Genomic DNA, 25,553 nt, shown 5'->3' on the forward strand with positions numbered 1-25,553 from the left:
GAACTGGACTACCAGTCTCTTTGAATTTATAGGGAATAAAGTTTAAGTTTAAGATATAAAACTAAACAAAAGCTATATTCAAAGTCTACAGCCGCAACAAGAAGGACAGGCGTACCAAAGCATGTTTTCCATAAGTTATTTTTTTAGTGAAATTGAAAGATTATCAATAAAACCTAAATTAATCAAAGCCAGTCCTAAAATAGCAGCTTTGCTGTGTAGATGTTCGGGACCGACTTCGAGTAGCATTGAAGAAACCTTAAATTAAAAAGTTATTGACTCTGCCCCATAGGCAGGCTTTATACTTTTATTGGAGGCGGTTTAATGAATACTAACGAAGTCTGTAATTTAATTAATATATCTTCAAAAAGTTTAAGGGTATACGAAGATTATGGAATAGTTATACCTAAGAGAGAAAAAAATAATTATAGAAACTATAGTAAAGATGATTTATTAAAATTAAGAACTGTCAAATTATTAAAAGAGCTTGGATTTTCTTTAAGGGATATAAAAGTTCTTATAGATAATAATAACTGTTCAAGTACACAGTTTATAAGAAGTTTATACCTTCAATCAAAAGCTATTGAAAGAAAAGTTTATGAATTAGAAAATATAAAAAGTACATTAACTAAAAGTATTGATAAAATTTTAGTTAGTAAAAAAGATGACATAGAAAATAATTATTTTATAAATGATATAGACACAATATTAAAAGAAAACAAATCAAATAGAAAGCAATGGGTTGATATGTGGGGATTTGATAATAAAGCAGTTAAATTTGATAAAATGGTAAGAGATAAATCAAATGATGAATTAGGTCTTTTTGAAAAATATGATGATATTTTAATAAAGGTAAGAAATGAAATAATCAAATATGGTGCAAAAAAGGTTCTTGATATTGGGTGTGGAACAGGAAATTTATGTGGAGAATTAAGTGGTTCAATAGAAGTATTAGGAATAGATCAAAGCTTAGAAATGATTTTACAGGCTAAAAATAAATATAGTAATATGAATTTTAAATTAGGTAATTTCTTAGATAAACCATTTGAAAAAAATTATTTTGATATTGTAGTAACTACTTATGCTTTCCATAGTTTGAATCATGAAGAAAAGAAAAAAGCAATTAATAATATGCTAGAATACCTGAATGATGATGGGAAAATTATTATTATAGATTTTATGTTTATAAACAATAAAGAAAAAATAAATGTAGAGAAAAACTACTTAGCGAAAATAAAAATCAGTTATGGGATGTAATTAATAATAAATACTATACAATTTTAGATGAATTTAAAAATCATATTACAATGCTAGGGTATAAAATTAAAACTGACCATATTATAAATTTTACTTGGCTAGTAGAAATAATAAAATAGTTTAATATTTAATGTACGTAATCTTATAAAACTTTTAGTATTATAAGACTAATTTTTAATATTAAAATTAAAAGATTAATGATGATAGGAAATATAAAATATAAAGTTTTAATTAAAAATATTAATAAAATTTAAAAATAAAATGAAAAAATAGTACAATAATCTAAAATAGTTAAAAAATAGTTGTTTATTGTAAAAAAATTTAGTATTATGAAATAGTATTAAAGAAAATTTATAAAAATATGAATTAAATAATATTTAGGGGGACAGTAAATGGGAGTATTTGATGGATTAATAGGTAACGCTTCAGAAGTTAGTATAAATGAGGTGGAAAAGGATTACAGCAACATATTATCAAAAAATGAAAGTGTAGAAAAAGCTTATAAGTTAATTCGTGATATGTTTATTTTTACAGATAAAAGATTAATTTTAGTAGATAAACAAGGTTTAACAGCTAAGAAAATAGAATATCATTCTATTCCGTATAAATCTATAACTCATTTTAGCATAGAAACTGCAGGACATTTTGATTTAGACGCAGAACTTAAAATATGGATTTCTGGAACGAGCTCAGTTATAGAAAAGAAATTTAATAAAAGTTTAAATATATATGAGCTTCAAAGTGTGTTAGCAGAATATGTTTTAAGATAATAGATAGAAAGATTATTACTTAAATTACATAAAGGCTGTATTATTTCTTATGTACATAGTTTAAAAAAGAAAGCATTAGATAATATACATTTAAATTAATATCATAAAAATGTATCAAATTTTTATTTTTAATAAGTTGACAAGCTAAGTATTGCATTTAGCTTGTTTTAAGTTTTGGCTTAGTTAAAAAAATGTTGATAATGTACAATGTTTTAAGGGAACTCGTTAAAAAGTTCCCTTAATTCACATTTAAAGAATATTGCGCATTAAGTTTGCTGTAGATTATGCTTAATTTCTACGGTCCTTTCGTGTAGGAACCTTTTTAAATATACAATAAAGATATTTATAATCTCAATTTTACCATCAATAATAAATATAATAAAACAGGTAAGCCTATTGCAGATAGTATTGTGATTGTAACACGTACTTTTTTGTCATCTCGTAATATAAACAATAAAAACTTATACCCTAAAATACCAATTAATCCACCTAAACAATTTAAAATTATGTCATCAATGTCTGATGCTCCAATGCCGAAAAGCCCCTGAATGATTTCAATAAATAAACTCACTATAAATATAAATAGCATGTTGGTTATTACTTTTTTATTGTTTTTAAATAATGATAAGTATGTACCAAGAGGAATAAAGATAATTATATTACCAACCAAATTACTAAAAGCGAAATTTTTTATAGTGACAGAGTTACTAAATATGTATTCCCTGATACTATAAAAAGGAATGAGATTCATTGATCTATCTAAAGTCCTTTGTTTATTAAATAGAGTTGAAAATGAAACTCTTGATAAGAACAATAATTTAATTAAAAAAAGTATGTAACAAATGAAAACTCCATATAAAAAAACTGTTTCAATTTTCTTTCGTTTATTCATAATACCTCCATTTTTTCATATATGCTTATTTTCTGACGTTCAGTTTGTAAGTAATCGGTAGTTAACATTTATCTACAGTTGCACATTAATTTTATAATATAGCATATAATTGGGGAATTACAAGTATTTGCAGAATTTAAACATAGATTGCTTTTATAAAACTAAAATCCTCTAATTTTTTATCAATATCAAGTCAATTTTCAGCATTGTTTTTTAATATAGCATTAATTTTAAACTTTTAATAATATACTGATAACTTATATAAGTATATTATTAAAAGTATTTTTATTAGTTTTATAAAAAATAAACCTTATATTACAAAGGTTTATTTTAGTTGCTTTAAGATTTTCACTATTAGAAGTAACATGATATATCTCTGTCTGAACATGAGTTTTTACAATGTATTTTCCTGAAAAAACCTTTTTTATTTTCCCAAACAAACTCATTCTATTTTTAGATTATTTATCTTTTGAAGTTAAAATGTTTTTATTCTCTGTTGTGGTAAAAATGTTTGTCTTTATGTCTTGTTCCTTAGGTTTATTAGGCATTATAATAAGTGATATTATTAATAATGTAGTAAATCCTAGTATTAAATTTCTCTTCTTTTTATCTTTTTCATATATAATAATTGTAGGAGTAAAAAGATATGTGATTATAGCTCCAAAACTCCCAATTAAATATAAAATGATTGCAAGTGATTCCATGGTTTTTCTCCTTTGTATATGTTTAGTTCTTTTCTTCTTCTGTTTTGAGGTATATAATTTACAAATTAGTTATCAAATCGTAAATATTATTATAGTTTCAAATCATTTCTTAAATCTATCTCCAGTATTTAAATATATTACAGAAAATATAATTGAAACTAATAATAATGTAAATCCTAATGCTTTCATTATGAAAGTATCACTTAAAAGCAAAAAAATCATACAAAAAGAAATCATAAACATAAGTTTACCCATAAATTTGCATAATGAGATAACATCATATTTTTGCTGCTGTTCTTTAGGCATTGTATTAAAGCCTGCAATAAGAAAAATACCTTTTCCCATGGATAAAATAATACCCAAAATAATAAATGGGATAATGACTAATATCTTAACAATCATAATAATTCTCCAATTCAATATGATTAATTTGTATTACAATTATATCATTAAGTTGTAAATTATGTATAAATAATAAATTAATATAAATCATGTAATTTAAAATAATTAAGATTTGTATATACTGTAATTTACATTTTTGTTGAAATTATAATGAATATATTGTGTATAATGAAAATAAAACTAATAAACAATTGTGTTATAATTGTTTATCATACAGATTAGAATTCGCAGTGGAGATTATTTATATAATAGGAGGTATTGACTTGAAAAATAATAAAGATAATGACCTTTCCAACTATCTTGTAATTGGAATGATAATTGGCTTGCTTGTAGGTATTATTTTTTCAATAATTATGCGCGATAACATTTTCTTTGCAATAAGTGGTATAGGTTTTGGTATATCATTTGGTTTGTTAATTGCAGATATTATATGGTGCATAAAAAATGAGCAAAACAAGTATAATAAAATTGAATAATATGTCCACTTTTATTATGCTCATATATTAACATCGATTTAAAAAAGATTCTAAAAGTAAAAATTATACTGACACAAAATTAAAGGATTTTAGAAACATAAAATCAATATATTTTTAATTATAAAATTGTGTGGTATATATAGGGAAACAAGCTCAAATTTAAATTTATTCAATAACTTCAAAATATTTTTATACAAAATATAGTGTTGAATTTTAAGCGATTCAGAGCATGTCTCACTATTTTGGGTATCCAAGTTTTGGAATGGATAATTTTAAAAGTCAACTTGGAACCCTATAGCTAAATGCAAACATAAAGATTTTTATATAATGAGAGATTGAAATATGGAAATAAAAAAGCGTATAAAAGATTAATTTTCGGTCATAGGTAAAAAAGCTTCTACAAATGATGGTAGGGGCTTTATTCAAAAATTATGGGCTGATGCTAATTCTAATTTTACAGAAGTGGTATCATTAGCGAAGAAAGATAACAATTATCATATTCATCTTTTTTACAATGGTTTCAGCAGTTAGGTTTTATATAATAATCATGATATTTAGATGGTTTATAATAATCTGGATGACACTTGTTACAACTAGTTTAAGAATTATTACATGGACAGCTCATGAATATTCATCCTTAAGATATATATATAATGTATTTTATATGTACTTAATAAATGTTAATGGTAACACTAATATATATAATAAATATAATGATATCAGAAATAATTGTTATATTAAGGAAGGTTGAATATGTTATCTAATAATGAATTTATACGACAGTCCCTAGAGTTACATCTTTTTTTTGCACGAATTATGAAAGAACATTCATTTTTCCTAGAAATAGGTTTTACGCAAAAAGACTTAGGTTTCACACGTAAAGCAGATTCTCTTAGAATGCAATTTGATAAGCTTTTAGCAGATGTTATATCTATTTCTAATGGTGTTGTAAGTAATAATATATTAGAATCCGGTGAAGTATTTACACCATATACTTTAAAAGCCGAAATGGCTTCATCATATTTTACAGGAGTAGAAATTCCAATTAATTTGACAAAAGCAGAGTCAGGGCTTATGGGGTATGATTCTATGAGAAGTAGTGCACTACTTGAAGAAAGGGTATCAATAATTAATAATAGAGCAATGGAATTGGTTCTAAAATTGGTGCAATTTAAGTCAGATATATTATCAGGCGTTACACATTGTAATATGTTTACCAATAATTATCCTTTACTTATAGATCATATTTTAAGAGAAGCAACATTTTATTATCGATTAATTGAAAGACTTCAAGATAATGAAGATATCAACTTAGAGAAAGAAGCTTATGATCAAGAAGCTTTCTGGAATAGAATTATGGCTGAGCACTCCAAATTTATTCGTGGGCTTTTGGATCCAACAGAAAATGAGCTTATAGATACAGCCAATAACTTTGGAAATGAATTTGATAAACTTACTGAAGAGGCAATAAAAGCCATGAATATGACACTGCCAATTTCAGAAATTACAGATGACAGTCTAAAAGCAACTATAAAAATTAAAGAATTTAAAAAACAAGGTACACAGGGATTATTAGATTGTAAAATTAAATCTATAATAATACCATTATTAGGTGACCACACTTTACGTGAGGCAAATCACTATTTACGATTATTAAAAGTATTTAAAACAGTAGAAGTACAATAAGTATTGATAAGGATTATTTCAATAAAAGGTCATAAGTTTAAGTAGTATAACAAAATTAAGAATTCAGATATAGCTAAAAAGTATATTTTTAGGTTTAAACAAGTTGTTTTATAAGATAAAAATATACATTAAATAAATGATATTAAAAACACTCACATAGTAAACTAAAATAGTTTTATATGTGAGTGCTGTATATTAAGCCTTATAACTATACTATATAACTTTAAATTAAGGTAGAAAATATAAAATTATATTTGTTATTGTTTGAAAAATTGTAGTGTTTATCACTAAAATATATTGTTACAATCGTCTCTATCGTCTCTATCATGTCTATTATCTCTGCAAATAGCCCTACAAACAGCTCTACAAAAATCTCTATTACATCCAGAGTTTCTACAAATTTCTCTACAGAAATCCCTACAAATATTTCTATCATCTCTATCATTATTACAATTGTTTCTATGATTATTACAATTATTTCTACGATTATTACATGACATAAATATACCTCCTAAATATAAACAAATATAATGGATATATATAAATATATCTATATATTATAATATGGATATATGTAATTATTGATATTCAGATTATGGTAACTAATTAAATTATAGATAGAAAAATGAATAAATTTGTAGGTTCCTTATATAATAATTATTATATAAAATATATTATTATTTTTATGAAAAATATGCATATGAAGTTATTTATATTATGTAGATATAATATACAATATAAAAAGTTTACAGTATAGAAACTAAATTGAATTATATTTAAGAGATCTAGTGAATAAAAACTTTAAAATTATATAGTGAATTTATATAATTATCGAATAAAAAATATTAAAAGTACTCATATAATTAAACTAAAATAAGTTTATATATGAGTACTTGATTTTTATAATAAAATATTATCGATTAAAGTAATAAACAATAAGTCATGTCTATTATTAAATAAACATGATAACTTCCACCTATGATAGCTTGTCTTATAAATCTAGCAAAATGGTGATTATTCATTTTAATAAAGTCTTTAGCAAGGCTTTGTTAACCTTAAAGACTTATGAGTATAGGCTAATTTGAATAACAGTTATCATATTCATCTTTTTTACAATGGTTGCAGCAGTTAGGTTTTATATAATAATCAGGATATTTAGGTGGTCTATAATAATCTGGATGACACTTGTTACAACTATTTTTAAAATCATTACATGGACAACTCATGAATATTCCCCCTAAAATATATATAGTATATAATATGATATTATTCCATATTAGGTATTCAGATTATGGCAATTAATTAAGGCGATTAGGAAAGAATATATATTAATAGTTTTAAAATTTACTTAAAGTGTTATGTATTTAGATGATTAATCATGAACTTAATATTGTAATCTATCAAATTAAGAAATAATCAAACAGTGTTAATGTAATTAATATAAATAAAACTATAACATTTAATATGAAAAAAAGTGTATTTAAAAGTAGTAATATTTTTTTTGCTTTATTTAAATTGTTGATTTTTACTAATATAGGAAACAATAATAAATTTACTATTATAAGAAATATATTTACTGCAAATACTATAATAGTAGCCTTATAATTATGGATATAAATCACCTCCTCTACAGAATTCTTAATATGTATTGTAAACATTTACAAAATACTTCAAATCTTAAAAAAGTACATTTATAATAATACAGTAAAATAATTCTTAATTCAATTAACTTACAACCCTATAGTACTGAAATGTATTAATATTTTTTATATAAAAAACAATTCAGAAGTGTTTAGGGTATATAAAAGCGTAAATTATATAAGTTATAATTAATTAAAGAGATAATTTCAAAATAGAGGTTATTCATTTTTAGGGGGATGTAAAAATGACTGAAGTTGTTGTACATGAAATGAAATATTACGGTGGAAAAGTGAATTTAAACATAGAGCTAGTTAATTATAGTGATGAATATTATAATGATTATAGAAGTATTTGTTGTGATTGTTTTAGGGAATTAAGTATAGCTACTAATTTAAATCCCAATTCATTTTATACACAAGATGAAATGAATAAAAAGAAGTTTAATGTTTTTATTATGTTTATAGAAAAAGAGATAATAGGTTCTGTTGAAATACATGAAAATATAATAGATCACTTGTTCGTAAACCCCAAATATCAAAATAAAGGATATGGAAAGAAACTTTTGTTTTTTGCTATTAGTAGGTTACAACAAGCAGGAATTGATGAAATCACTTTATTTGTTGCAGATTTAAATAAAAAAGCTATTCAGCTATATTTGAACAATGGATTTAAATGTACAAAAACAATAATAGACAATTGGTGATAACGAGCCAAGCATAATTTACAACAGATTTCCTTGTATAATATATCTAAAATATAAATTGAGGGGACCTTTTATAAGGCCTCTCAAAAAATAATATAGTATCAATATTATCATAAAATATAGTATTTCATTTAAACATGTTTTCTTAAATTATTTAAGAAAGAATAGTTAGTAGGATAGGTGAAAAGCCATTCTATTTTTAACGGTTAGCAAATTATATAAGTTCATTACCTTTAATAGGTTAGATAGCCTAAGTAGACTATCCACTTTTTGTTATAATAATGGTAGGACAAAAGAAAGCTTAAAAAGTCGGGATACCAATCTTTGATGATGATAAGATTAGATTAACGAATTGTGATGGGGGTAAAAATTATGGAATGGATTGAAAGTATTAGAGAAGCTATTTCTTATATTGAAGATAATATTACCAATGATTTATCCATAAAAGAAATTGCAGATAGGGTAAATATTTCTCCTTTTTATTTTCAAAAAGGATTTGGAATGTTATGTGGATATTCCTTAAGTGAGTACATTAAGGGAAGAAGACTTGCACTTGCCGGCAGTGAGGTTTTATCTACTGATGGAAAAATAATAGATATTGCAATAAAGTATGGATATGATTCTCCAGATAGCTTTACTAAAGCTTTTACAAGATTTCATGGAGTTACACCATCTGCGGTTCGTAAAGAGGGTGCAATGATAAAGTCCTTTGTTGCCCTTAAAATCAAATTTTCATTGGAAGGTGGATATATAATGGATTATAAAATAATTGAGAAAGATGCATTTAAGGTTGTAGGAGCGTATAAGAAATTTAAATATGATTCAGCATTTATGGAGGTACCTTCATTCTGGAATGAGCATATTTCACAAGGAAAGTTAAAGGATATATGTGGAATGTATGGTATTAACATTGATGAAGAAATGGGTGGTAATGAATTTGAATACCTTATTGCAGAGGATTATTCCAAAGAGAAAGACGGTATGGAAGGATATATAGTTAAAACAATTCCTAAGTTTACTTGGGCTGTTTTTCCTTGTTATGGATCAGGTCCAGCATCAATTCAAGAAACTAATAAAAAAATATTTTCAGAGTGGCTACCAAACTGTAGAGATTATGAAATTGCTGCAGGTTATAATATAGAAATGTATAGTGATCCAAGTAAGTATGAAAAGGGGATTTTAGATAAAAATTACTATAGCGAAATTTGGATTCCAGTAAAGAAAAAATAGGGAGTAATTAAGATATTAGGATATGGAAACTCTTTCTATATAGGACGAAAGAGGATGGAGGCAATATTCCAATATCATTTAGCTAATTAAATGATATTGAGTTTAGTCTAAAAAATAAAATATGAAAATATGAGGGTACTGAAAAAGTTTAAGTTTTCAGTACCCTAGTTTTTAAACAGTTTTTTCAACAAACTGTTATTTTTTATAAAAATATATAATTAAAAGTTGAGATTAAAATATTATTAATCATATTGTATATTGAGAAAACTAAATTTTTTCATTTACGTTGCGGTAAAGCGTATCATAAGTAGCCGCAAACTTTTAAAATTTAATCATTTAATTATGCCTAAAGGTGTATTTTTGTAGAAATATTTAATAAGTAAAAGCACGATAATAGATAGTTATAAAATGAGTATTTGTGCACACATTTTAGTGAGTTTTTCATTAGAAGGTGTGCATTTTACGCAAAATAGTTTTGAAATTATTTATGTTAGAGTATAATTGTAGTGTGTAAAGTCAGAAGATAAATTATAGATTCATATGACTAAGATTGTTTAGACAAAGAAATTAGAAAGGTTGGATTAATTATGATAAGACCAGTTGTAAAGGATGTATTATTCTTAAAACAAAAATCAGAACCTGCAACTAAAGATGATGTAGCAGTTATAGATGATTTAGTAGATACATTAAGAGCAAATTTAGAGTATTGTGTTGGCATGGCAGCTAATATGATAGGGGTTAAAAAACGCATACTAGTATTTAGTGTAGGTGATATTATAGTTCCTATGGTAAACCCAATTATATTAAAGAAAAAGGACAGTTATGAGGCAGAGGAAAGCTGTTTATCATTAACTGGTTTTAGAAAAACAATGAGATATGAAACTATTGATGTAGAATATTTTGATAGAAACTTTAAGAAGCATAAACAAACATTTACTGGATTTACTGCACAGATTATTCAGCATGAAGTGGATCATTTTGAAGGTATTATAATTTAGGGCAGCTTAAAAAAATAAATAAGTTAGAATGCTCGTCTATTTTGTATTATACTGCGTAAACAGAACCCTTAGATAGTGCTACTATCTGCGGAACCTGTTTCCTTATCTAACTCAAAATATACTTCTCATATTTGACTTATTATTAATTTGAAAAATATATTTAAGAAAAAGGAGTTATTATGGCTAAAGTACGAAAAATGCTTGGAAAAGCAGATTCACCATATATTGTTTCTCTTATGAGGTTAATAGAAACACAAAGTAAAAATACAATTATAAAATGGTGTAATGAATGGTTAGAAGGAAATATGAAATTAATAGAAGCAAAGAAAATTATTAAGGAAGCTCAAATAGCTGCAAGGGAAGCAGAAGGAAATCCAGCTGCACAAGCTGCCGCTAGGGCAATTGGAGCAACAACAGCAACAATTAATACTTTAACAAGTTCTTTAGGACTTGCATTTTATGGTGCTGCAGCTATAGCATACTCATCTATTGGTGTGAATGAGAATGTTGAAGTTTATGATGAAATTGCAGCAAGAGAGTGCAAGAATATGGAGAATGCTTTACGTAAAGTTGCTATAATAGATGAGCCTAATCCAGCGAAAATAAATTGGAATTGCTAAATATAATAGTAATTCTTTTATCTGAATATAGAAGAAACATTTTTATATTGTTTGGTACATAAAAAATTTAATCAATAGTTTATTTTAAAAAGAAAATATATAAAGGGTAGAGTAGTGTAGTGTAGTATTGATATTATGATTTCTTACAATCCTAAAGATTTATTGAATAATTAAAAATTGTGTATCAGCTAGTCTTGAGTATAACAGTGCTAAATAAAGAAAAAGTCTCATAGGATATTATAAAAAGTAAATTTAGAGGTGAAGAATGAAAAGATATGAAAGACAACAACAGAGTTCATATAAGTATACCTTGGCTAATACTAATTTAAGAGAAGAAAAATCTACGTCTTCAAATGTAATTACTATAATACCGGCAGGATCTAAGGTTCAAGTTATTGAAGCTGAAGAAGATTGGTATGAAGTATCATATAATGGACAAACAGGGTATGTATATAGTGATTATTTATCCAAAACAAAATATACATGGACAGATGTTACTTTAAGGTCTTATCCATCTGCTGAGTCAAATTTAGTAACTATAATTCCTCCAAAATCTATAGTACAAGTGTTATCTACAAATAGAGATTGGAGTCATGCTATGTATGATAATCAAGAAGGATATATATTTAGCTATTTCCTTTCTGATGATGGAAATCCACCTGAAGAATATGATTTTAAGTACTTTTATACGGACATGACAAAGTTTGTAAATGATAATCAAATTAAAAGCCCCACTATAAATTTAATTACAACAGATTTAGAAAATAAGCTTACTTATATATTTGAAAAAAATTATGATGGTTCATGGAATTTACTGTATAAGTGGCCATGTACAATAGGTAACCCTAATACACCAACTATTAAGGGTACTTTTTATGTTAGCGGTAGAAAGCCTTACTTCGGTTCTGATACTTATAGAGTAAAATACGCTACTAGAATTCGAGGCAGTTACTACTATCATTCAATTTTATTTAATGCAGCAGGAATTAAAATAATTGATGATAGACTTGGGATGGCGTTGAGCCATGGATGTATTCGATTAGCTGTAGAAAATGCTCAATGGATTTATGATAATGTATTAGATAAAACCACTATAATTATAAATTAAACTAGAGTAGGGGTTATTAAGGTTAAGAATAGTTAAATTAAATACCTAAAAATAAATTAGGTTATGTTAGTTCTCTTTCACAGTGAGGATAGACTTTTCAATTTAAAAATCTATTTTTCTTCACCTCACTTGTGATTTTAATAACAATAGATTGTAATATAATAACTTATTTAAGATACTGTATTAAGTTCTATTGTGTTAGTGTATGTAGAAAATTTATCTTCCTCTATTTCTATAGCATTTTCTATATGTACTAATAACTTTTCTAAAAGATAATACTCGTTTATATCATTATCCTTTTTTTCTAACTCAACATAATCTCCTTCAGTTGCTATAGTAATTATTTCTGCATTGTTTACTAAATAGTTAAAAACAGACATGTCCACGGCATTGATAGCTTTTTTAGTATGAAAACAATCCAAATCAATATCTAAAATAAATTTCTTATTTATTTCATTTGAGATAAAAAAAACAGGAATAAAATTATTTATCTGATTTAATTTAAACAATAGTTCCTCATCTTCTATTACATTGTCATATACATCAATTTGGCACTTATCATCATGTGAACTTTTTTTACATTTGCTAGTGCAACAAGGGTCTATGTAGTATATTTTATTATTGGCATAATCTCTGCAAATACCTGCACTCAGTAGGCTAAATACTACTGCATCTGATATCATTCCTGTTTGTAATGCAAAATCTATATGTTCATCATTGCAAAGCTTGTCTAATGATGATGCAATTGTACTTGATTCATTTATATGTGCATTTGCTATCAAATTCTCTCTTACGGATCTCCATTCTAAGCCAGCAACCTTACAAGAATGTCTGTAAAATGCACTACGGGTATCCATATGATGGTCAAAAGTTAATAATACTGGTGCAGTTTCATTATTAGAGGCATATTCTGACCATGGAATTATAACTTCATGATGATTTGCTACAATATAAATTTTCTTTCCTCTTATCACTTTTTCAGTTACTATATCTGTTTTCAACAAAAATCACTCCTTTAAAAACACCATACAAGTTTCGACATTATATAACATAACACATCTTTAATAAAAGGAAAAGTGTCCTTTGAAGATGGGGAGGTTGTGAAAAAAGTTCTTATCATCATAGCTGCTTTTAATTTGCTCTCAATTTTAATATATTATTCATTAGAAGTATTACAAAACAATAAAATATTATTACTTATTTAAAGAACTTCTTAGCATGTCTTGCTATTTTGAATATCCCAATTTAAAAAATGAAATTATTTTATTTGTTGCAGATTTAAATGTACAAAAATAATAATATATAAATAATATATAATTGAGGATAATGAGAATAAGCTATAGCAAATTTAATTGAAAAATATCTTTAAAATATAAATTGAGAGGATATATAAAATTCCTCTCAATTTATATTACATTATTATCATCATTATAAAACATAGTTTTTTATTTAAACATAGTCTTTTCTTTTAATACATCAATAATTTTTCTAGATAACTTATAAGATTCACCAGCTCCAAAAACTATAATTATATCTCCACTTTTAACTTCATTAAGGATTTTATTGCATATTTCATTGGAGTTTTCTATATATTCTGATTTATTTACATCTATTTTATTACATAGCATATCTAAATTAACTGGCTCTATATTTTTACTTGCTTCTCGTCCTAAAAAAGGTTTTGTAATAATAACTCTATCAGCTTTTCTTAATGCTGTAGCAAACTCATTAAAGAATAATTTCACCCTTGAAAGTTGATGTGGCTCAAAAATAGCAAAAATCTTTTTTTCTGGATAACTAAGTTTGATTGAATCTAATGTAGTAGCGACAGCAGTAGGATGATGAGCAAAGTCGTCAAAAATCTTAATATCATCAATATCTGCTATTAATTCTAGCCTTCTGCCTATTCCTTTAAAATTTTCAAAAGAGTTTTTTATTGAGTCTATGCTAACACCTAACTCTAGGGCAGTGATTAACACGCCTAAAGAGTTCTGAACATTATGCTTACCTATTAATCCAAGTTTAAAAGTATATTCATTATTACCATTTACTACTTTAAATGATGAATATTCAGGAGTATTTGAATTTAATTCAGCTTTATATTCCATGTGAAAAGGAAATTTAATTTTATTATCTATATAATATCCAATAACTTTTACGCCTTCTTTATTTAACCAGTCTTTTAAATCATATAATATTTCTCCAATAGCATTACTGTCTTCATTAACAATTAAAATTTTTGGATCATTAAGCTTTTTTATAAAATTTTTAAAAGAATCTTTAACTTCAGTTATATCTTTAAAAAACTCTGGATGATCCATCTCTACATTATTTATTATAGCTATTGAAGGGCTGTAATTTAAAAAGTTATTGTTAAATTCATCTGCTTCACATATAAAATAATTTGAATTTCCGATTCTATATCCGACGGCCCAATTCTTAAATGTTGTTCCAGCTTCAACAGTTGGATCTAGTCCTCCATTTTCCAAGACAAGTCCCATTAATACTGTAGTTGTAGATTTACCATGTGTACCTGCAATAGAAATAACAAACTTTTCATTTTGTATATATTTAGCTGAAAACTCCTGCCATGTCATTAAAATTCCTCTTTTTTTAGCTTCCAATATTTCTGAATGATTAGGGGAAACATCTAAAATTGCAGGTGATATAACTAAAATATCAATATCTTTTATATGACTTAAATCATGACCTGTAAAAATTTCTATATTATTTTCTATAAGAGCATCTTTATAATAGCCTGACGTACTTAAATCACACCCTGAAACATCAAATCCATTATTTTTTGCAATGATTGCTATAGGTGCAGCACCACTTCCACATATACCCATAAAGTGTACTTTCATTTTACTTTCCAATATAATTCACTCCTATTATCAAATTATTTAGATTGAGATTATGCTTTAGAAAATGTTTATCATATAATTTGTTTGAAACAAAGTAGCTGTAAATTAAATTAATTATAACATGATTCAAGTGGTGTTTTACAATATTATACAAGTGAAATGCTATAAGGTACTTACAATGGGTGAGATAGAGTTGTTTAAGGTAAGAAACATAATATATCATAAGTAATTGTTTATTGAAAAATATACTTTTATAGTATAATGAATTATAGGTCTTTAATTATTAATGATTAGATTAGTAAGTATAAAGGGGAGAAAAAATTGAGTAAAATAAATGCAATTCAACAAGCTATTATAGGATTAGATGGTGGAGAATACCAAAAATTAATGGATGCATATCTATATAAGAAATTTAAGTACAAAAATATTGAGCCATTAGGTTCTCATACTGGAACAAATAAAGTTACTAAAGGAATTCCGGATTCATATGTAAAGTTAGATAATGATAAGTATGTTTTAATTATGTATGGTACAGTTGAAAGTACATCATATAAAAAGATAGAAAAAGATATAAAATCGTGTTTAGATAAAAAAACTTAATATTAGTATTAAAGAAATTGAAGAAATAATATGTTGTTATACATCAACTAATATACATATTGAACAAAAGAAAAAGTTAGAAAATATGATTGAAGGTGTAAAAATAACATTAATAGGGATAGGAAGTGTTTCACATGATTTATTAATTAATTATCCTACAATAGCATCTGAATTTTTAAATATACCGATAGATACGGAACAAATATTTGAAATCGATGATTTTATAGATAAGTATGATAAAACCAAGATGAATGCTTCAATTAATATGGAACTATTACATAGGGATAATGAAATAGAATCATTAATTAATAAGCTTGAAGAGAGCAAGGTTGTATTGATATTTGGAAAATCCGGGATAGGTAAAACTAGATTAGCACTAGAAATAGCGAGAATATATAGAGATAAGCATAATTTACGCGTATTTTGTGTAAAAAATAATGGTCAAATGTTATACAACGATTTAAAATATTATTTATCAGATTCAGGAGATTACCTATTGTTTATAGATGATGCTAATAAAACCACTCAGTTAGAGCATGTATTAGATTATGTTATAGCACCACCTGAAGGAATAAATGTTAGGATTATAATGACAATAAGAGATTATGCAAAGGATAGAGTAAAACAAGTAATATATAATAAAGTAATTCCTCAAGAAGAAGAAATAGATGTTTTAAGTGATGAAGTTATAAAAGAAATTTTGAGTAACAATTTAGATATAAAAAATAATAAGTACTTAGATCAAATAGCAAAGATATCAAAAGGAAATGCAAGATTAGCAATTTTAGCAGGAAAAATTGCTTTGAAGAATGGATTATCATCAATATATAATTCAGTAGATATATTTAAATATTATTATGGAGAGATTATTGAAAAAGAATTTTTTGATAGAAAGAAAATTATCTCTGCATTTCTTATTACATTATTAGGACCATTTGAATATGAAAATCATGAAATAGCAATAAAGATATTAAGGGATAATGGGATAAATGAAGATGAGTTTTATGAATTATGCTATGAACTTGATAATAGTGAAATTATTGATTTATACATGGATAAAGTAGTAAAAATTAGTGACCAAAGTATGGGAGACTATTTATTATATTACGTTCTTATAGAGAAGAAGTATATTGCATTAGTAGATGTTATTAAAAATTTGTTTAAAAGATATAGACGTAAACTAATATATGCTTTAAATACAATTGGAACATTATTTAATAATGAAGAGTGTTTTAAATATATAGAGGATCAAGTAAATAAGGTGTGGAGTGCTATAGAAGATGATAAAGAGAAGTTTGAATATTTAAAATCATTTCATGTATTAAATGAAGAAAAATCATTAGCATATATAAAAAATAAAATAGATAAGATGGATAAAGAGGATATATTGATAGATAGCTTTAATTTAAAAGATAAAGAGAAGAATAATTCTATTAAATCAGAGATAGTCGAGTTGTTAGGTGGATTTAAATATTCTAATAATTATGAGTTGATACTTGAGTTAATTATATATTATTTTAAAAAAAGCCATCTGAGGCATCAGATTTTTATCTTTTATTCGCAGATAGATTGGGATATGATCAGAATTCTCTTCAATATGAATATGAGAGAGAACTATTAAATGTTGAATATTTATGGAAAGAGGCTAATAAAGGTTTAGATATAAATTTAACTATATTACTTCTAAATATAATTGAAGAATATATCAAGTTTGAATTTCATAGAACTGAAAGTAATGGTATGAGATCAATCAACTTTATTACATTTAATTTATATATGTGTGAAGGCTTAAAAAAGTTAAGAAAAATCTTATGGAGTATTTTAGGAGAGTTATATAAGCAAGAAAAGTACAAAAATATTATAAATAAAATATTATTAAATTATAATCCATATTCGAAAAATAAAAATCAGCTAAAATTGGTATATGAAATGGATTTTAAATTTATAAAGAAGTATATATTTAATCAGATAATATCACCAGATTTTATACAATGTAAAATTTTAAATCAATTTAAGAGAATAAATCAAAGATTAGAAATTATTGAGGATACAGTATTAGAAAAATATATAGAAAATGAAGAGTTTTTAATATATAAAACTCTATGTAAGAGTTATGATACTGGTATAGATTGGAAGCTACAACAAGAGAAGAGAAAAAAATATCTATAACATGGTAAAAGATTATGAAGAAGATGATTTTATTAAGTTATTTAATTTATGCAATAGTATTTTAGATAAAAGTGAAAATAGAGAAGTTTGGAAGTTGCAAGATGGAATAACACTTTTATTTGAGGCAACTAAAGAAAATTTAAAAAATATGTTGTAGCGATAAAAGCATATTTGAAATGTGATACGCCTTTCTCTAATTGCATAAGTAATAAAATATCTATTCTTATTAAATTTATAGGTATTGAAGAAACTGAAAAAATTATCTTTAATTATGAGTATAAGCAAAAAAATAACTGGATATATGAATTTTTATTTTGTATTCCAATGGAAAGAAGAACTATAATATATGCAAATTTATTAAGAAAGGTTTTTGGAGGTGAAATAAAAAGGCAACAACCAATGATACCTAATATTCAATTTATAGCACTATATAAAGATATTGATGAGAATATAGTACGCGATTTATCTTTGAAATTATTAACAATAAATTCACTCGAAAAATCGTATGCTATACAGTCTTTTTTAGGACATAGCTTAGATAAGGCTGATGCTGATATGGTTTTAAGTATATTTATGGAGGATATTAACATATTAGAAAATCTATATTTAAATGTAATTGAAAGTGATATAGATTATGAAGGTTATTTATTTATTAGTTTAGTAAAGAATAATGTAGAGTTTTTAAAAAAATTTGTGCAACAGATAATAAATACTAGGAATGCAGATTATTATATGGGGAATTTTAAGAGGTTATGGGAACAGGAAAATTACGATGAGCTAATTAAAATATCATTCGATATACTAATTAGCTCTAAAGGCAATATAAGTTTGTACTTTTGTGAAAAAGATATAGAAAAAATATTTATGAATAGTACTAATACTTCAAAAACAATTAAAAATAGAAAAATAGAATGGATAAAAAACTATATAAAAAAATTTTTGAATAATGTAGATTATTTAAATTTAATTTTTCAGGTAGTCATGGCTGTTTTTACGGCTAATAGACAAGAGCTTCTGCTATATTTTCTTGATATGAATACAGATATAGAAGCATTTAAATCAATAGAACTATTTCCTAGATTTAAATGTTGGTCTGGGAGCGAGGTTCCTCTTATAGAAGAAGAGATTAGTTTTCTAAGTGAATTAATTAATAGTATAAATGGAATAGACTATATTGAACATAAGGCATATTTAAAAGAACTTATTTTAAGCAAGGAAAAGCAGAAACAACAAGCCTTAGTTGGAGAATATTTAGAAGACAGGGATTTATCATAATAATAAGCAAAATATCATTTAAAATAATTTTGATAAATTAGAAAAGAAGTTATTAGTAAGGTCTGATAAGTATAAGGAAATAAAAGTAATTATTATATTAGGAAGTGTCTGAAAACTCATTTTTAGAACAATATTAGTCGTAATTTCTATAATTCAGAAATAAAATTTCATATAAATTTAGTAAAGATTAAATAAATTCTGCTGTAAATTTTGAAGTTATTTCAAAAATATTCTTAGATTCTTAGTTTTCAGACACGCCCTAATTTTATTGAAAAAAATTTCATTATATACTATATAGGATGAGTTTAAAAGTTATATAAGGTCGGACTTAGAAACAACTCAGAAATAAATATTAAATTTGTATTCAGTAGTATTGAATGATTTAAAATAAGTAAAAAATATAACTAAAAACATTTAAATAACTATAGTGATTTATCAAGAAGAGTGCAAACAATGGCGTTAATATAGAAAACCACTTCAATGTTTAGAGTCAAATTCTAAGTATTAAAGTGGTTTTTAATATATCTAAAAGGTTATTTTAAAGTGGAGAATCTTTTACATAATAAGGGATAATAGATTAATATTTCTTAAGAGTTATGATATTATTGAAATATATGTAATAATTTATAGAATAGAGTTAGAAATATAGATATTAAAGATTATAAACCATAGAAAAGGCAAACGAAAGTGAACAAATATATATAGATATTTATTCACTTAAGTTATAGCATAGATACGAAGGAATAATTTTGAGTGAGCGAATACCTTGTATTACTCAGGGTTGCAAGGCAACTATTTTGCAAATAACGGATTAAAAGATATTTAAATTTATAACATTTATAATGCAATAGTGTATATGTTTACAATGAAAATAGACAAAGGGAGAGGATATATTGGAAAATAAATATAAGATAAATTCAAACTTAATGGAAAAAGTAGTAGAATCAGAAACAATGAGAAATATAGTTTTGGAAAGTGCTAGTAGCAAATTATTAAAATCAATTGAACAAAGGGAAAGATTAATAAATTCGGCTCATTTTGACATTAATATATTAGAAAATGCTTTTGAGATACTAAAAAGTCCACCTTTAGATAACATCACTTCAAATTATACAAAAATATTAAGTGAATCACCTATTAATATTGCATCAATAGGTGTTAGTAGCAATTTAGTAAGCTTAATTGAGCAAAAGAGTAAATTGATAGAATCAGTTACATCTAGTAGTAATATAATAACGAGTGCTTTGTGTATACTAAAAAATCCACTTTTGAAGGATATTAATTCAAAGTACATAAAAACACTAAGTAAATCAACTACTAATATTGTTTCAGCAGGTATTAGTAGTAAATTAGTAAATTCTATTCAACAAATATCACAACAAATTAATGAAATAGACTTTAAATGTATTAAAATAAATAGTAATGGTACAATAAATTATTCTAATAAAAATATTAATATGGATGAAGTTGTAGGAGCGGTTAATTCTTATTTAGAGGAAGATTCACCAATTGAAAGTAAAATTGAAAAAATAGTTAAAAAGAGTAAGGGTTACAATCCTATAATAATTATAATAGTATTTTCTTTATTCATTATACCATTAATAAATGTTTTTAATCAGTCTAACAGCATGTCAAAACACAATTATATTAGTGATGAAATTACTGAAAGTATAAATAATTTAAATGAAGATGTTGTTTGTACACTAGATAAAGTTGCTAATGTTCTTGGCATTATTTTAATTTGTGGAAAAGGATTGTTAAATAGTGTTGAAAACTTTGATAGCAATCATCCAGTAATTTTTGATTTAATAAAGTATTTAATGGAATATTTAATAAGAGGTATTTATAAATTTGTAAAAAAGAGAAAAATTAATATTAAAGTTATAGAAGATAAAAAAAGAAAAATAAATTTTATAAAGCAAGAAGTTATAAATTTGGTTAAAAATGAATTTCAAAATCCAATTATAGATAATATTTTAATAGATAATTTTGGTTTAATTATAGCTAATGATGTAGAGATAAGAACTAATAATACATTTGAATCACCTATAGTATATAAAATGAGAAATTTTGGTGAAGTAGTTGTAATATTAGAAACAGATGATGATTGGGCAAAAATTAAATTTGATGGAGAAGATAATAAAACATATATTGGGTGGATGTTTGCATCATACATAGAGAGGGTAAATAGTTAAATATATTATTATTATTATTTTAACACAGTGAAGATGTAATAATTTACAAAATAGAGTTAGACATATATATTAAAAATTGTGAGTATTAGAAAAGCGAACAAATTTACCGATAGGGATAGGTAGGGGGAATAATTTTGAGTGAGCGAATACCTTGTATTACGGAAGGTTGCAAGGCAACTATTTTACAAATAACAGCTGATAGAACTGGTGGATATTGTATGCCATGTTATCAAAGAATGAAAAGAAAAGAACGTGAGGAATTTATCAAGAAAAATAGGAAAGATGTTAATTTGTATGCTAACATAAGTGATCCTGTTGAAATTTTAAAGATAATGCACAAACCTAAGAAATGTAATCCTTTAGAAAATTACGTGAAATACGAAAAAAGTATTGAAGAAATGTATACTTCTCTTTGTAAAGAAGATATAGAAAAGATGAAGGATTATGCTATAAATCTAATTGAAAGTGAAAACATAGAGATGGCACAAGATATATTGTTATCAATTGTATGTTACATCAATACAGAAGTGGAAGAATGCCTAAAGGCTTTAATAAAGAAAAATGAGTGTTATCCTGACATAATATTTAAAGATGCTTCAAGTAATGTTAGGGATTATCTTATAGGACAAGTTATTGAAGAAGTAGATACTTTAAATTTAAATCATGTGTTAAGAGCTTTAGCTTGGATTGGTGATGCAAAAGTTGTAGATTTATTTTATGAATGGAGAAAGAATCCGCCTAAGTGGAGAAATAAACTTTATGTTCCACCAGAAGAATATTCTTTAGAGGCTGGATGGGAGTTAACAGAAGAGGGGAAAAGAAGAAATCTATTTTTTGAAGATTGTTATGCTATTGAAAAGAAAAATCCTCTTGTAGATGAACCTGTATTGTTTTTGCAGACAGAAGATAAAAAATGTGAATGGTGCGGAGAAGCATTAGTTAATTTAGTTAGTTTTGATTTAACTAACTCATTTTTTGAATTTATGAATTTGAATGGTAACAGATTAAATATAGCAACTTGTCCTATGTGTAATTGCTATGAACCTATATATACTGATATTGATACTAATGGAGCTACATATTGGAGTAAATTAAATATTAAACCGCAATATCTATGTGATACAACTAATGAGGAAAATCCAATTTATAAAGCATCAATAAGTATGTCAAAGGTAAAGAGAAACTGTTATCATGCAGCAAGTGAGTTTTTAGAAACAACATTTTCTCAAATCGGAGGATATCCTACTTGGATACAAGATGCAGAATACCCAAAGTGTCCAAAATGTTCAAAACATATGAAGTTTATTGCACAAATTGATTGGGCTGATATTGAGGAATATGGTGAAGGTATATATTATGCTTTTATCTGTGAAGAATGCAATATAGCTGCTACACATTATCAACAAACTTAGGAGTTGAACAGGTAAATTCATTTAAAATATAGAATGAAAATGTGAAATGAGAAGTTTAGAGGACTAACATGCTAAATAGATTTTGGAGGAAAGAAAAATGAAAAAAGAAATTATATATTTGAAAGGCGATGCTACTACTCCAAGTATAGACGGAAATAAAATAATTGCCCATATTTGCAATGATATTGGTGCATGGGGTAAAGGATTTGTATTAGCTCTTTCTAAAAGATGGAATAAACCTGAGAAGGAATATAGAAAGTGGTATAAAGATGATTCTAATTTTGAACTCGGAGAAGTTCAGTATGTACAAGTTTCAGAAGATATATATGTTGCTAATATGATAGGACAAAGAGATATAAAAAGAGGAAAATCAGGACCACCTATTAGATATGAAGCTGTTGATAAATGTCTAGAAAAAGTAGGAGAAAAAGCTGTAGAATTAAATGCCACTATACATATGCCTAGAATTGGATGTGGGCTTGCAGGTGGTAAATGGGAAGAAATTGAGAAATTAATAAATAAAAATATATGCTCTATGGGTATAGATGTATATGTTTATGATATAAATTAAATTTATTATAAATAGTACAGTGTAGTGCATTTAGATTAATAAATTATATTTTTACAATGGGGATGATTAATTAAAAAAGTATCAATAATAGGAAGGCGCTATGATTGTGATGATTTTCTATTTGAAATTGACGATATAGAATTTAAATTTACAGTAGTGCATTTAACATTTTCCAGTAAAGAAGAAAGTGAAGCATATCTTAAAACTAGAGTATATAAAGATTTGAATGATTGGATTAATAGATGTATGGTACCAGATTATAACGAATTTAAATAGTTAACCAAAGCTGAAAGAAAGTGATTATAAATATGATTAAAAAAGTTTTAGAAAGAATAACCAACTATAATAAAAGAAAATCAGTAAAGATAGATGATTCAATAGATTTTGAGAAAATTAACATAAGGGAAGAGAGAATATTTAGAGACTTATTAGCTAATGATTTAACATTATTAGCTATTCCAGATGTATTTAAGTTATTGCTTAGTAATAATGAAAAAATAAAGTTGCAGGTTGCAGAAATTCTCAATAATTTTGTTAGGACATTAAGTTTTAGTCAGTTAGTTAAGATGGATACAATATTTAGGGAAAGGACTTCCTTTGAATGGTATTATGATTGGAATAATAAAAATCCTAATAACCTGATTCATCCTTTAATGTCACAAGAGGAGAAGATTACAATATTAGGGTTAAGTAGTTTTCATCCAAATGGATATTTTAGAGAGAAGGCAATACTTGCTCTTTCGAATATAAAAACAGGAAATGAAATACCATACATCTTAATTAGGCTTAATGATTGGGTAAGTCAAGTTAGAGACACTTCAAAAGAACAACTAGAAAGATACATAACTTTAGAATATATTACGGATTTTGTAGATAATTTACCTTTAGTATTAAGATTAAGGGAATGTTCAAGGGATGAACATAGTCATATTATAGATAAAATTATTTCAATAATGACTACTAAAGAAGGTTCTGAAAAATTAATATGTGGAATTCAATCAACGGATTCAAAAATGAGGTTAGCTTGTTATAAGATAATCCTTGAAAGAAAAGTTATAGACAATAAAAGTATTATAAAATATTTAATAAAGGATAGTGATCCTTACAATAGGTTATTTGTACTTAGAAATATAAAAAATGAAACAACAGGTGAGGAATTTATTGATATTTCACAGTTATTGATTAATGATAAGCATTCACAAATCAGAATTATTGGACTTGAACTATTATATTATTTTGCACCTAAAGAAGCTATAAATATGTTAGAAAAGAGTTTATTTGATAACAATCAAGCAGTTAGAGAGTTATCACGATACTTGCTTTCAAAACATAAAAAATATGATTTTGCAGCAATATACCATGATGGAATAGAGAAAAATGATAAATTATATTCTAGTATTTGTGGACTTGGAGAAACAGGTAATAAAAATGATTCAAAATTTATTGCTAAGTTTATAGATTCGGATATCACTAAAATAGTAAAGGCATCAATTATTTCTTTAGCAGGATTAAATATGGAAGAGTATAAAGAGAAAATTCTTTTGTTTTTAAACCATAAAAGAGCAGGTATATCTAAGACTGCAAGAAAGGTTTTAGGCAAAGAGATTAATGCTAATGATATAGATAATATATATAAAATCTTTAAAGAAGATACATATTACCATGTGAAAGTTAACTCTGCCATTCTTTTATGTTCATTAAGTAAATGGAATGCTATAAGGTATATTTTAGAACTATGTGCTGATAAAGAAAAAGAAATTTCAATGCTTGGGCAAAGAACACTTGAAAGGTGGAAATTGAAATATAATCAATCCTTTATAGCTCCTAGTAATATTCAAATAAAGGAGTTAAGGGAAGCTTTAGAGTGTTTTGGAAAGTCAATCAAAGATAGTGATAGGTATTTCATTGAATCCTGTATAAGAGATTTTAGTAAGTAGAATATACTATTTAAGAGAATGTAAAAACCATCTTAATGCTTAAAAT

The 25,553-nt window shown here is 25.4% G+C and carries 26 protein-coding genes; 19 read left to right on the top strand and 7 right to left on the bottom strand.

From position 1 onward, the window contains the following. Positions 1 to 121 precede the first annotated feature (121 nt). The 3 genes from CSGHG_RS23755 (at position 122) to CSGHG_RS14270 (ending at position 2,024) form a co-directional block, all read left to right on the top strand. Positions 122 to 265, top strand: coding sequence for a hypothetical protein (locus CSGHG_RS23755; RefSeq protein ID WP_162829347.1), 144 nt, complete (start codon positions 122 to 124; stop codon positions 263 to 265). A 56-nt stretch (positions 266 to 321) separates the two neighbouring features. Then, positions 322 to 1,254: a MerR family transcriptional regulator gene (locus tag CSGHG_RS24370; protein WP_010296669.1), complete on the top strand. Its 933-nt coding sequence runs from the start codon at positions 322 to 324 to the stop codon at positions 1,252 to 1,254. A 392-nt stretch (positions 1,255 to 1,646) separates the two neighbouring features. Continuing rightward, the gene (locus CSGHG_RS14270) at positions 1,647 to 2,024 is read left to right on the top strand and encodes a PH domain-containing protein (RefSeq protein WP_010296672.1); all 378 of its coding nucleotides are present in this window, start codon (positions 1,647 to 1,649) and stop codon (positions 2,022 to 2,024) included. A 343-nt stretch (positions 2,025 to 2,367) separates the two neighbouring features. Here the strand turns inward: CSGHG_RS14270 and CSGHG_RS14275 are convergent, their stop codons facing one another. The 3 genes from CSGHG_RS14275 to CSGHG_RS14290 all read right to left on the bottom strand — a co-directional run bounded on the left by CSGHG_RS14275 (position 2,368) and on the right by CSGHG_RS14290 (position 4,022). Further along, the gene (locus tag CSGHG_RS14275) at positions 2,368 to 2,916 is read right to left on the bottom strand and encodes a VanZ family protein (RefSeq protein WP_010296673.1); all 549 of its coding nucleotides are present in this window, start codon (positions 2,914 to 2,916) and stop codon (positions 2,368 to 2,370) included. A 458-nt stretch (positions 2,917 to 3,374) separates the two neighbouring features. Then, the gene (locus CSGHG_RS14285) at positions 3,375 to 3,620 is read right to left on the bottom strand and encodes a hypothetical protein (protein WP_010296677.1); all 246 of its coding nucleotides are present in this window, start codon (positions 3,618 to 3,620) and stop codon (positions 3,375 to 3,377) included. Positions 3,621 to 3,722: 102 nt separating this feature from the next. Then, positions 3,723 to 4,022: a DUF3784 domain-containing protein gene (locus CSGHG_RS14290; RefSeq protein WP_010296679.1), complete on the bottom strand. Its 300-nt coding sequence runs from the start codon at positions 4,020 to 4,022 to the stop codon at positions 3,723 to 3,725. Between the two features lie 161 nt (positions 4,023 to 4,183). Between CSGHG_RS14290 and CSGHG_RS14295 the strand changes: the two genes are divergently transcribed. Both CSGHG_RS14295 and CSGHG_RS14305 read left to right on the top strand, forming a co-directional pair. Further along, entirely contained in the window at positions 4,184 to 4,498 is a 315-nt protein-coding gene (locus tag CSGHG_RS14295; protein WP_235700156.1) for a hypothetical protein, read from the top strand. 753 nt (positions 4,499 to 5,251) lie between these two features. Then, a complete protein-coding gene (locus CSGHG_RS14305) occupies positions 5,252 to 6,184 on the top strand; it encodes a DUF2935 domain-containing protein (RefSeq protein ID WP_010296685.1) in 933 nt (310 codons plus the stop codon). A gap of 287 nt (positions 6,185 to 6,471) precedes the next feature. On the opposite strand, the gene CSGHG_RS14310 is transcribed toward CSGHG_RS14305, so the two are convergent. Then, entirely contained in the window at positions 6,472 to 6,684 is a 213-nt protein-coding gene (locus CSGHG_RS14310; protein ID WP_010296687.1) for a hypothetical protein, read from the bottom strand. 576 nt (positions 6,685 to 7,260) lie between these two features. Beyond that, positions 7,261 to 7,410, bottom strand: coding sequence for a hypothetical protein (locus CSGHG_RS23335; RefSeq protein ID WP_155844772.1), 150 nt, complete (start codon positions 7,408 to 7,410; stop codon positions 7,261 to 7,263). A gap of 659 nt (positions 7,411 to 8,069) precedes the next feature. Between CSGHG_RS23335 and CSGHG_RS14325 the strand changes: the two genes are divergently transcribed. The 5 genes from CSGHG_RS14325 to CSGHG_RS22800 all read left to right on the top strand — a co-directional run bounded on the left by CSGHG_RS14325 (position 8,070) and on the right by CSGHG_RS22800 (position 12,484). After that, positions 8,070 to 8,528 (top strand): GNAT family N-acetyltransferase, encoded by a 459-nt coding sequence (locus CSGHG_RS14325; protein ID WP_010296691.1) that lies wholly within the window; start codon positions 8,070 to 8,072, stop codon positions 8,526 to 8,528. A gap of 372 nt (positions 8,529 to 8,900) precedes the next feature. Then, positions 8,901 to 9,758, top strand: a complete 858-nt coding sequence (locus CSGHG_RS14330) for an AraC family transcriptional regulator (RefSeq protein ID WP_010296692.1) — start codon at positions 8,901 to 8,903, stop codon at positions 9,756 to 9,758. Between the two features lie 587 nt (positions 9,759 to 10,345). After that, positions 10,346 to 10,756, top strand: coding sequence for a peptide deformylase (locus CSGHG_RS14335; RefSeq protein ID WP_010296694.1), 411 nt, complete (start codon positions 10,346 to 10,348; stop codon positions 10,754 to 10,756). A gap of 179 nt (positions 10,757 to 10,935) precedes the next feature. Further along, positions 10,936 to 11,376 (top strand): putative immunity protein, encoded by a 441-nt coding sequence (locus CSGHG_RS14340; protein WP_010296697.1) that lies wholly within the window; start codon positions 10,936 to 10,938, stop codon positions 11,374 to 11,376. A gap of 265 nt (positions 11,377 to 11,641) precedes the next feature. Next, positions 11,642 to 12,484, top strand: a complete 843-nt coding sequence (locus tag CSGHG_RS22800; RefSeq protein ID WP_010296699.1) for a L,D-transpeptidase family protein — start codon at positions 11,642 to 11,644, stop codon at positions 12,482 to 12,484. 170 nt (positions 12,485 to 12,654) lie between these two features. On the opposite strand, the gene CSGHG_RS14350 is transcribed toward CSGHG_RS22800, so the two are convergent. Further along, positions 12,655 to 13,485 (bottom strand): UPF0489 family protein, encoded by an 831-nt coding sequence (locus CSGHG_RS14350; protein ID WP_010296701.1) that lies wholly within the window; start codon positions 13,483 to 13,485, stop codon positions 12,655 to 12,657. Positions 13,486 to 13,929: 444 nt separating this feature from the next. Then, positions 13,930 to 15,360, bottom strand: a complete 1,431-nt coding sequence (murC, locus tag CSGHG_RS14355; RefSeq protein WP_010296703.1) for a UDP-N-acetylmuramate--L-alanine ligase — start codon at positions 15,358 to 15,360, stop codon at positions 13,930 to 13,932. Between the two features lie 309 nt (positions 15,361 to 15,669). On the opposite strand from murC, the gene CSGHG_RS14360 reads away from it, so the two are divergent. From CSGHG_RS14360 to CSGHG_RS14400, 9 genes are all read left to right on the top strand, one after another. Then, positions 15,670 to 15,948 carry a hypothetical protein gene (locus CSGHG_RS14360; RefSeq protein ID WP_010296705.1) on the top strand — a complete coding sequence of 93 codons (279 nt, stop codon included), beginning with the start codon at positions 15,670 to 15,672 and terminating at the stop codon, positions 15,946 to 15,948. Between the two features lie 85 nt (positions 15,949 to 16,033). After that, a complete protein-coding gene (locus CSGHG_RS14365) occupies positions 16,034 to 17,569 on the top strand; it encodes an nSTAND3 domain-containing NTPase (RefSeq protein WP_010296707.1) in 1,536 nt (511 codons plus the stop codon). Further along, positions 17,518 to 18,117 (top strand): hypothetical protein, encoded by a 600-nt coding sequence (locus tag CSGHG_RS14370; protein ID WP_010296710.1) that lies wholly within the window; start codon positions 17,518 to 17,520, stop codon positions 18,115 to 18,117. The genes CSGHG_RS14365 and CSGHG_RS14370 overlap by 52 nt, the downstream gene beginning before the upstream one ends. A gap of 1 nt (position 18,118) precedes the next feature. Then, positions 18,119 to 18,274: a hypothetical protein gene (locus CSGHG_RS23340; protein ID WP_155844773.1), complete on the top strand. Its 156-nt coding sequence runs from the start codon at positions 18,119 to 18,121 to the stop codon at positions 18,272 to 18,274. 14 nt (positions 18,275 to 18,288) lie between these two features. Further along, positions 18,289 to 19,392 (top strand): hypothetical protein, encoded by a 1,104-nt coding sequence (locus tag CSGHG_RS14380; RefSeq protein ID WP_010296712.1) that lies wholly within the window; start codon positions 18,289 to 18,291, stop codon positions 19,390 to 19,392. 893 nt (positions 19,393 to 20,285) lie between these two features. Next, positions 20,286 to 21,587, top strand: coding sequence for an SH3 domain-containing protein (locus tag CSGHG_RS14385; protein ID WP_010296715.1), 1,302 nt, complete (start codon positions 20,286 to 20,288; stop codon positions 21,585 to 21,587). A 134-nt stretch (positions 21,588 to 21,721) separates the two neighbouring features. Beyond that, positions 21,722 to 22,999: a DUF1963 domain-containing protein gene (locus CSGHG_RS14390; RefSeq protein WP_010296716.1), complete on the top strand. Its 1,278-nt coding sequence runs from the start codon at positions 21,722 to 21,724 to the stop codon at positions 22,997 to 22,999. A 97-nt stretch (positions 23,000 to 23,096) separates the two neighbouring features. Then, positions 23,097 to 23,570 (top strand): macro domain-containing protein, encoded by a 474-nt coding sequence (locus CSGHG_RS14395; RefSeq protein ID WP_010296718.1) that lies wholly within the window; start codon positions 23,097 to 23,099, stop codon positions 23,568 to 23,570. 308 nt (positions 23,571 to 23,878) lie between these two features. After that, positions 23,879 to 25,507, top strand: coding sequence for a HEAT repeat domain-containing protein (locus tag CSGHG_RS14400; protein WP_010296723.1), 1,629 nt, complete (start codon positions 23,879 to 23,881; stop codon positions 25,505 to 25,507). The last annotated feature ends 46 nt before the right edge of the window (positions 25,508 to 25,553 follow it).

Origin of the sequence: Clostridium senegalense JC122, from assembly GCF_000285575.1 — a bacterium.
GTDB lineage: Bacteria > Bacillota > Clostridia > Clostridiales > Clostridiaceae > Clostridium_J > Clostridium_J senegalense.

What these genes read in the sequence shown, in the direction of transcription:
- CSGHG_RS14275 (WP_010296673.1), bottom strand. Translation starts at nt 2,916, where the DNA reads ATGAATAAACGAAAGAAAATTGAAACAGTTTTTTTATATGGAGTTTTC.
- CSGHG_RS14365 (WP_010296707.1), top strand. Translation starts at nt 16,034, where the DNA reads ATGATTGAAGGTGTAAAAATAACATTAATAGGGATAGGAAGTGTTTCA.
- CSGHG_RS14285 (WP_010296677.1), bottom strand. Translation starts at nt 3,620, where the DNA reads ATGGAATCACTTGCAATCATTTTATATTTAATTGGGAGTTTTGGAGCT.
- CSGHG_RS23755 (WP_162829347.1), top strand. Translation starts at nt 122, where the DNA reads ATGTTTTCCATAAGTTATTTTTTTAGTGAAATTGAAAGATTATCAATA.
- CSGHG_RS14310 (WP_010296687.1), bottom strand. Translation starts at nt 6,684, where the DNA reads ATGTCATGTAATAATCGTAGAAATAATTGTAATAATCATAGAAACAAT.
- CSGHG_RS22800 (WP_010296699.1), top strand. Translation starts at nt 11,642, where the DNA reads ATGAAAAGATATGAAAGACAACAACAGAGTTCATATAAGTATACCTTG.
- CSGHG_RS23335 (WP_155844772.1), bottom strand. Translation starts at nt 7,410, where the DNA reads ATGAGTTGTCCATGTAATGATTTTAAAAATAGTTGTAACAAGTGTCAT.
- CSGHG_RS24370 (WP_010296669.1), top strand. Translation starts at nt 322, where the DNA reads ATGAATACTAACGAAGTCTGTAATTTAATTAATATATCTTCAAAAAGT.
- CSGHG_RS14305 (WP_010296685.1), top strand. Translation starts at nt 5,252, where the DNA reads ATGTTATCTAATAATGAATTTATACGACAGTCCCTAGAGTTACATCTT.
- CSGHG_RS14340 (WP_010296697.1), top strand. Translation starts at nt 10,936, where the DNA reads ATGGCTAAAGTACGAAAAATGCTTGGAAAAGCAGATTCACCATATATT.
- CSGHG_RS23340 (WP_155844773.1), top strand. Translation starts at nt 18,119, where the DNA reads ATGGTAAAAGATTATGAAGAAGATGATTTTATTAAGTTATTTAATTTA.
- CSGHG_RS14270 (WP_010296672.1), top strand. Translation starts at nt 1,647, where the DNA reads ATGGGAGTATTTGATGGATTAATAGGTAACGCTTCAGAAGTTAGTATA.
- CSGHG_RS14400 (WP_010296723.1), top strand. Translation starts at nt 23,879, where the DNA reads ATGATTAAAAAAGTTTTAGAAAGAATAACCAACTATAATAAAAGAAAA.
- CSGHG_RS14325 (WP_010296691.1), top strand. Translation starts at nt 8,070, where the DNA reads ATGACTGAAGTTGTTGTACATGAAATGAAATATTACGGTGGAAAAGTG.
- CSGHG_RS14335 (WP_010296694.1), top strand. Translation starts at nt 10,346, where the DNA reads ATGATAAGACCAGTTGTAAAGGATGTATTATTCTTAAAACAAAAATCA.
- CSGHG_RS14330 (WP_010296692.1), top strand. Translation starts at nt 8,901, where the DNA reads ATGGAATGGATTGAAAGTATTAGAGAAGCTATTTCTTATATTGAAGAT.
- CSGHG_RS14290 (WP_010296679.1), bottom strand. Translation starts at nt 4,022, where the DNA reads ATGATTGTTAAGATATTAGTCATTATCCCATTTATTATTTTGGGTATT.
- CSGHG_RS14395 (WP_010296718.1), top strand. Translation starts at nt 23,097, where the DNA reads ATGAAAAAAGAAATTATATATTTGAAAGGCGATGCTACTACTCCAAGT.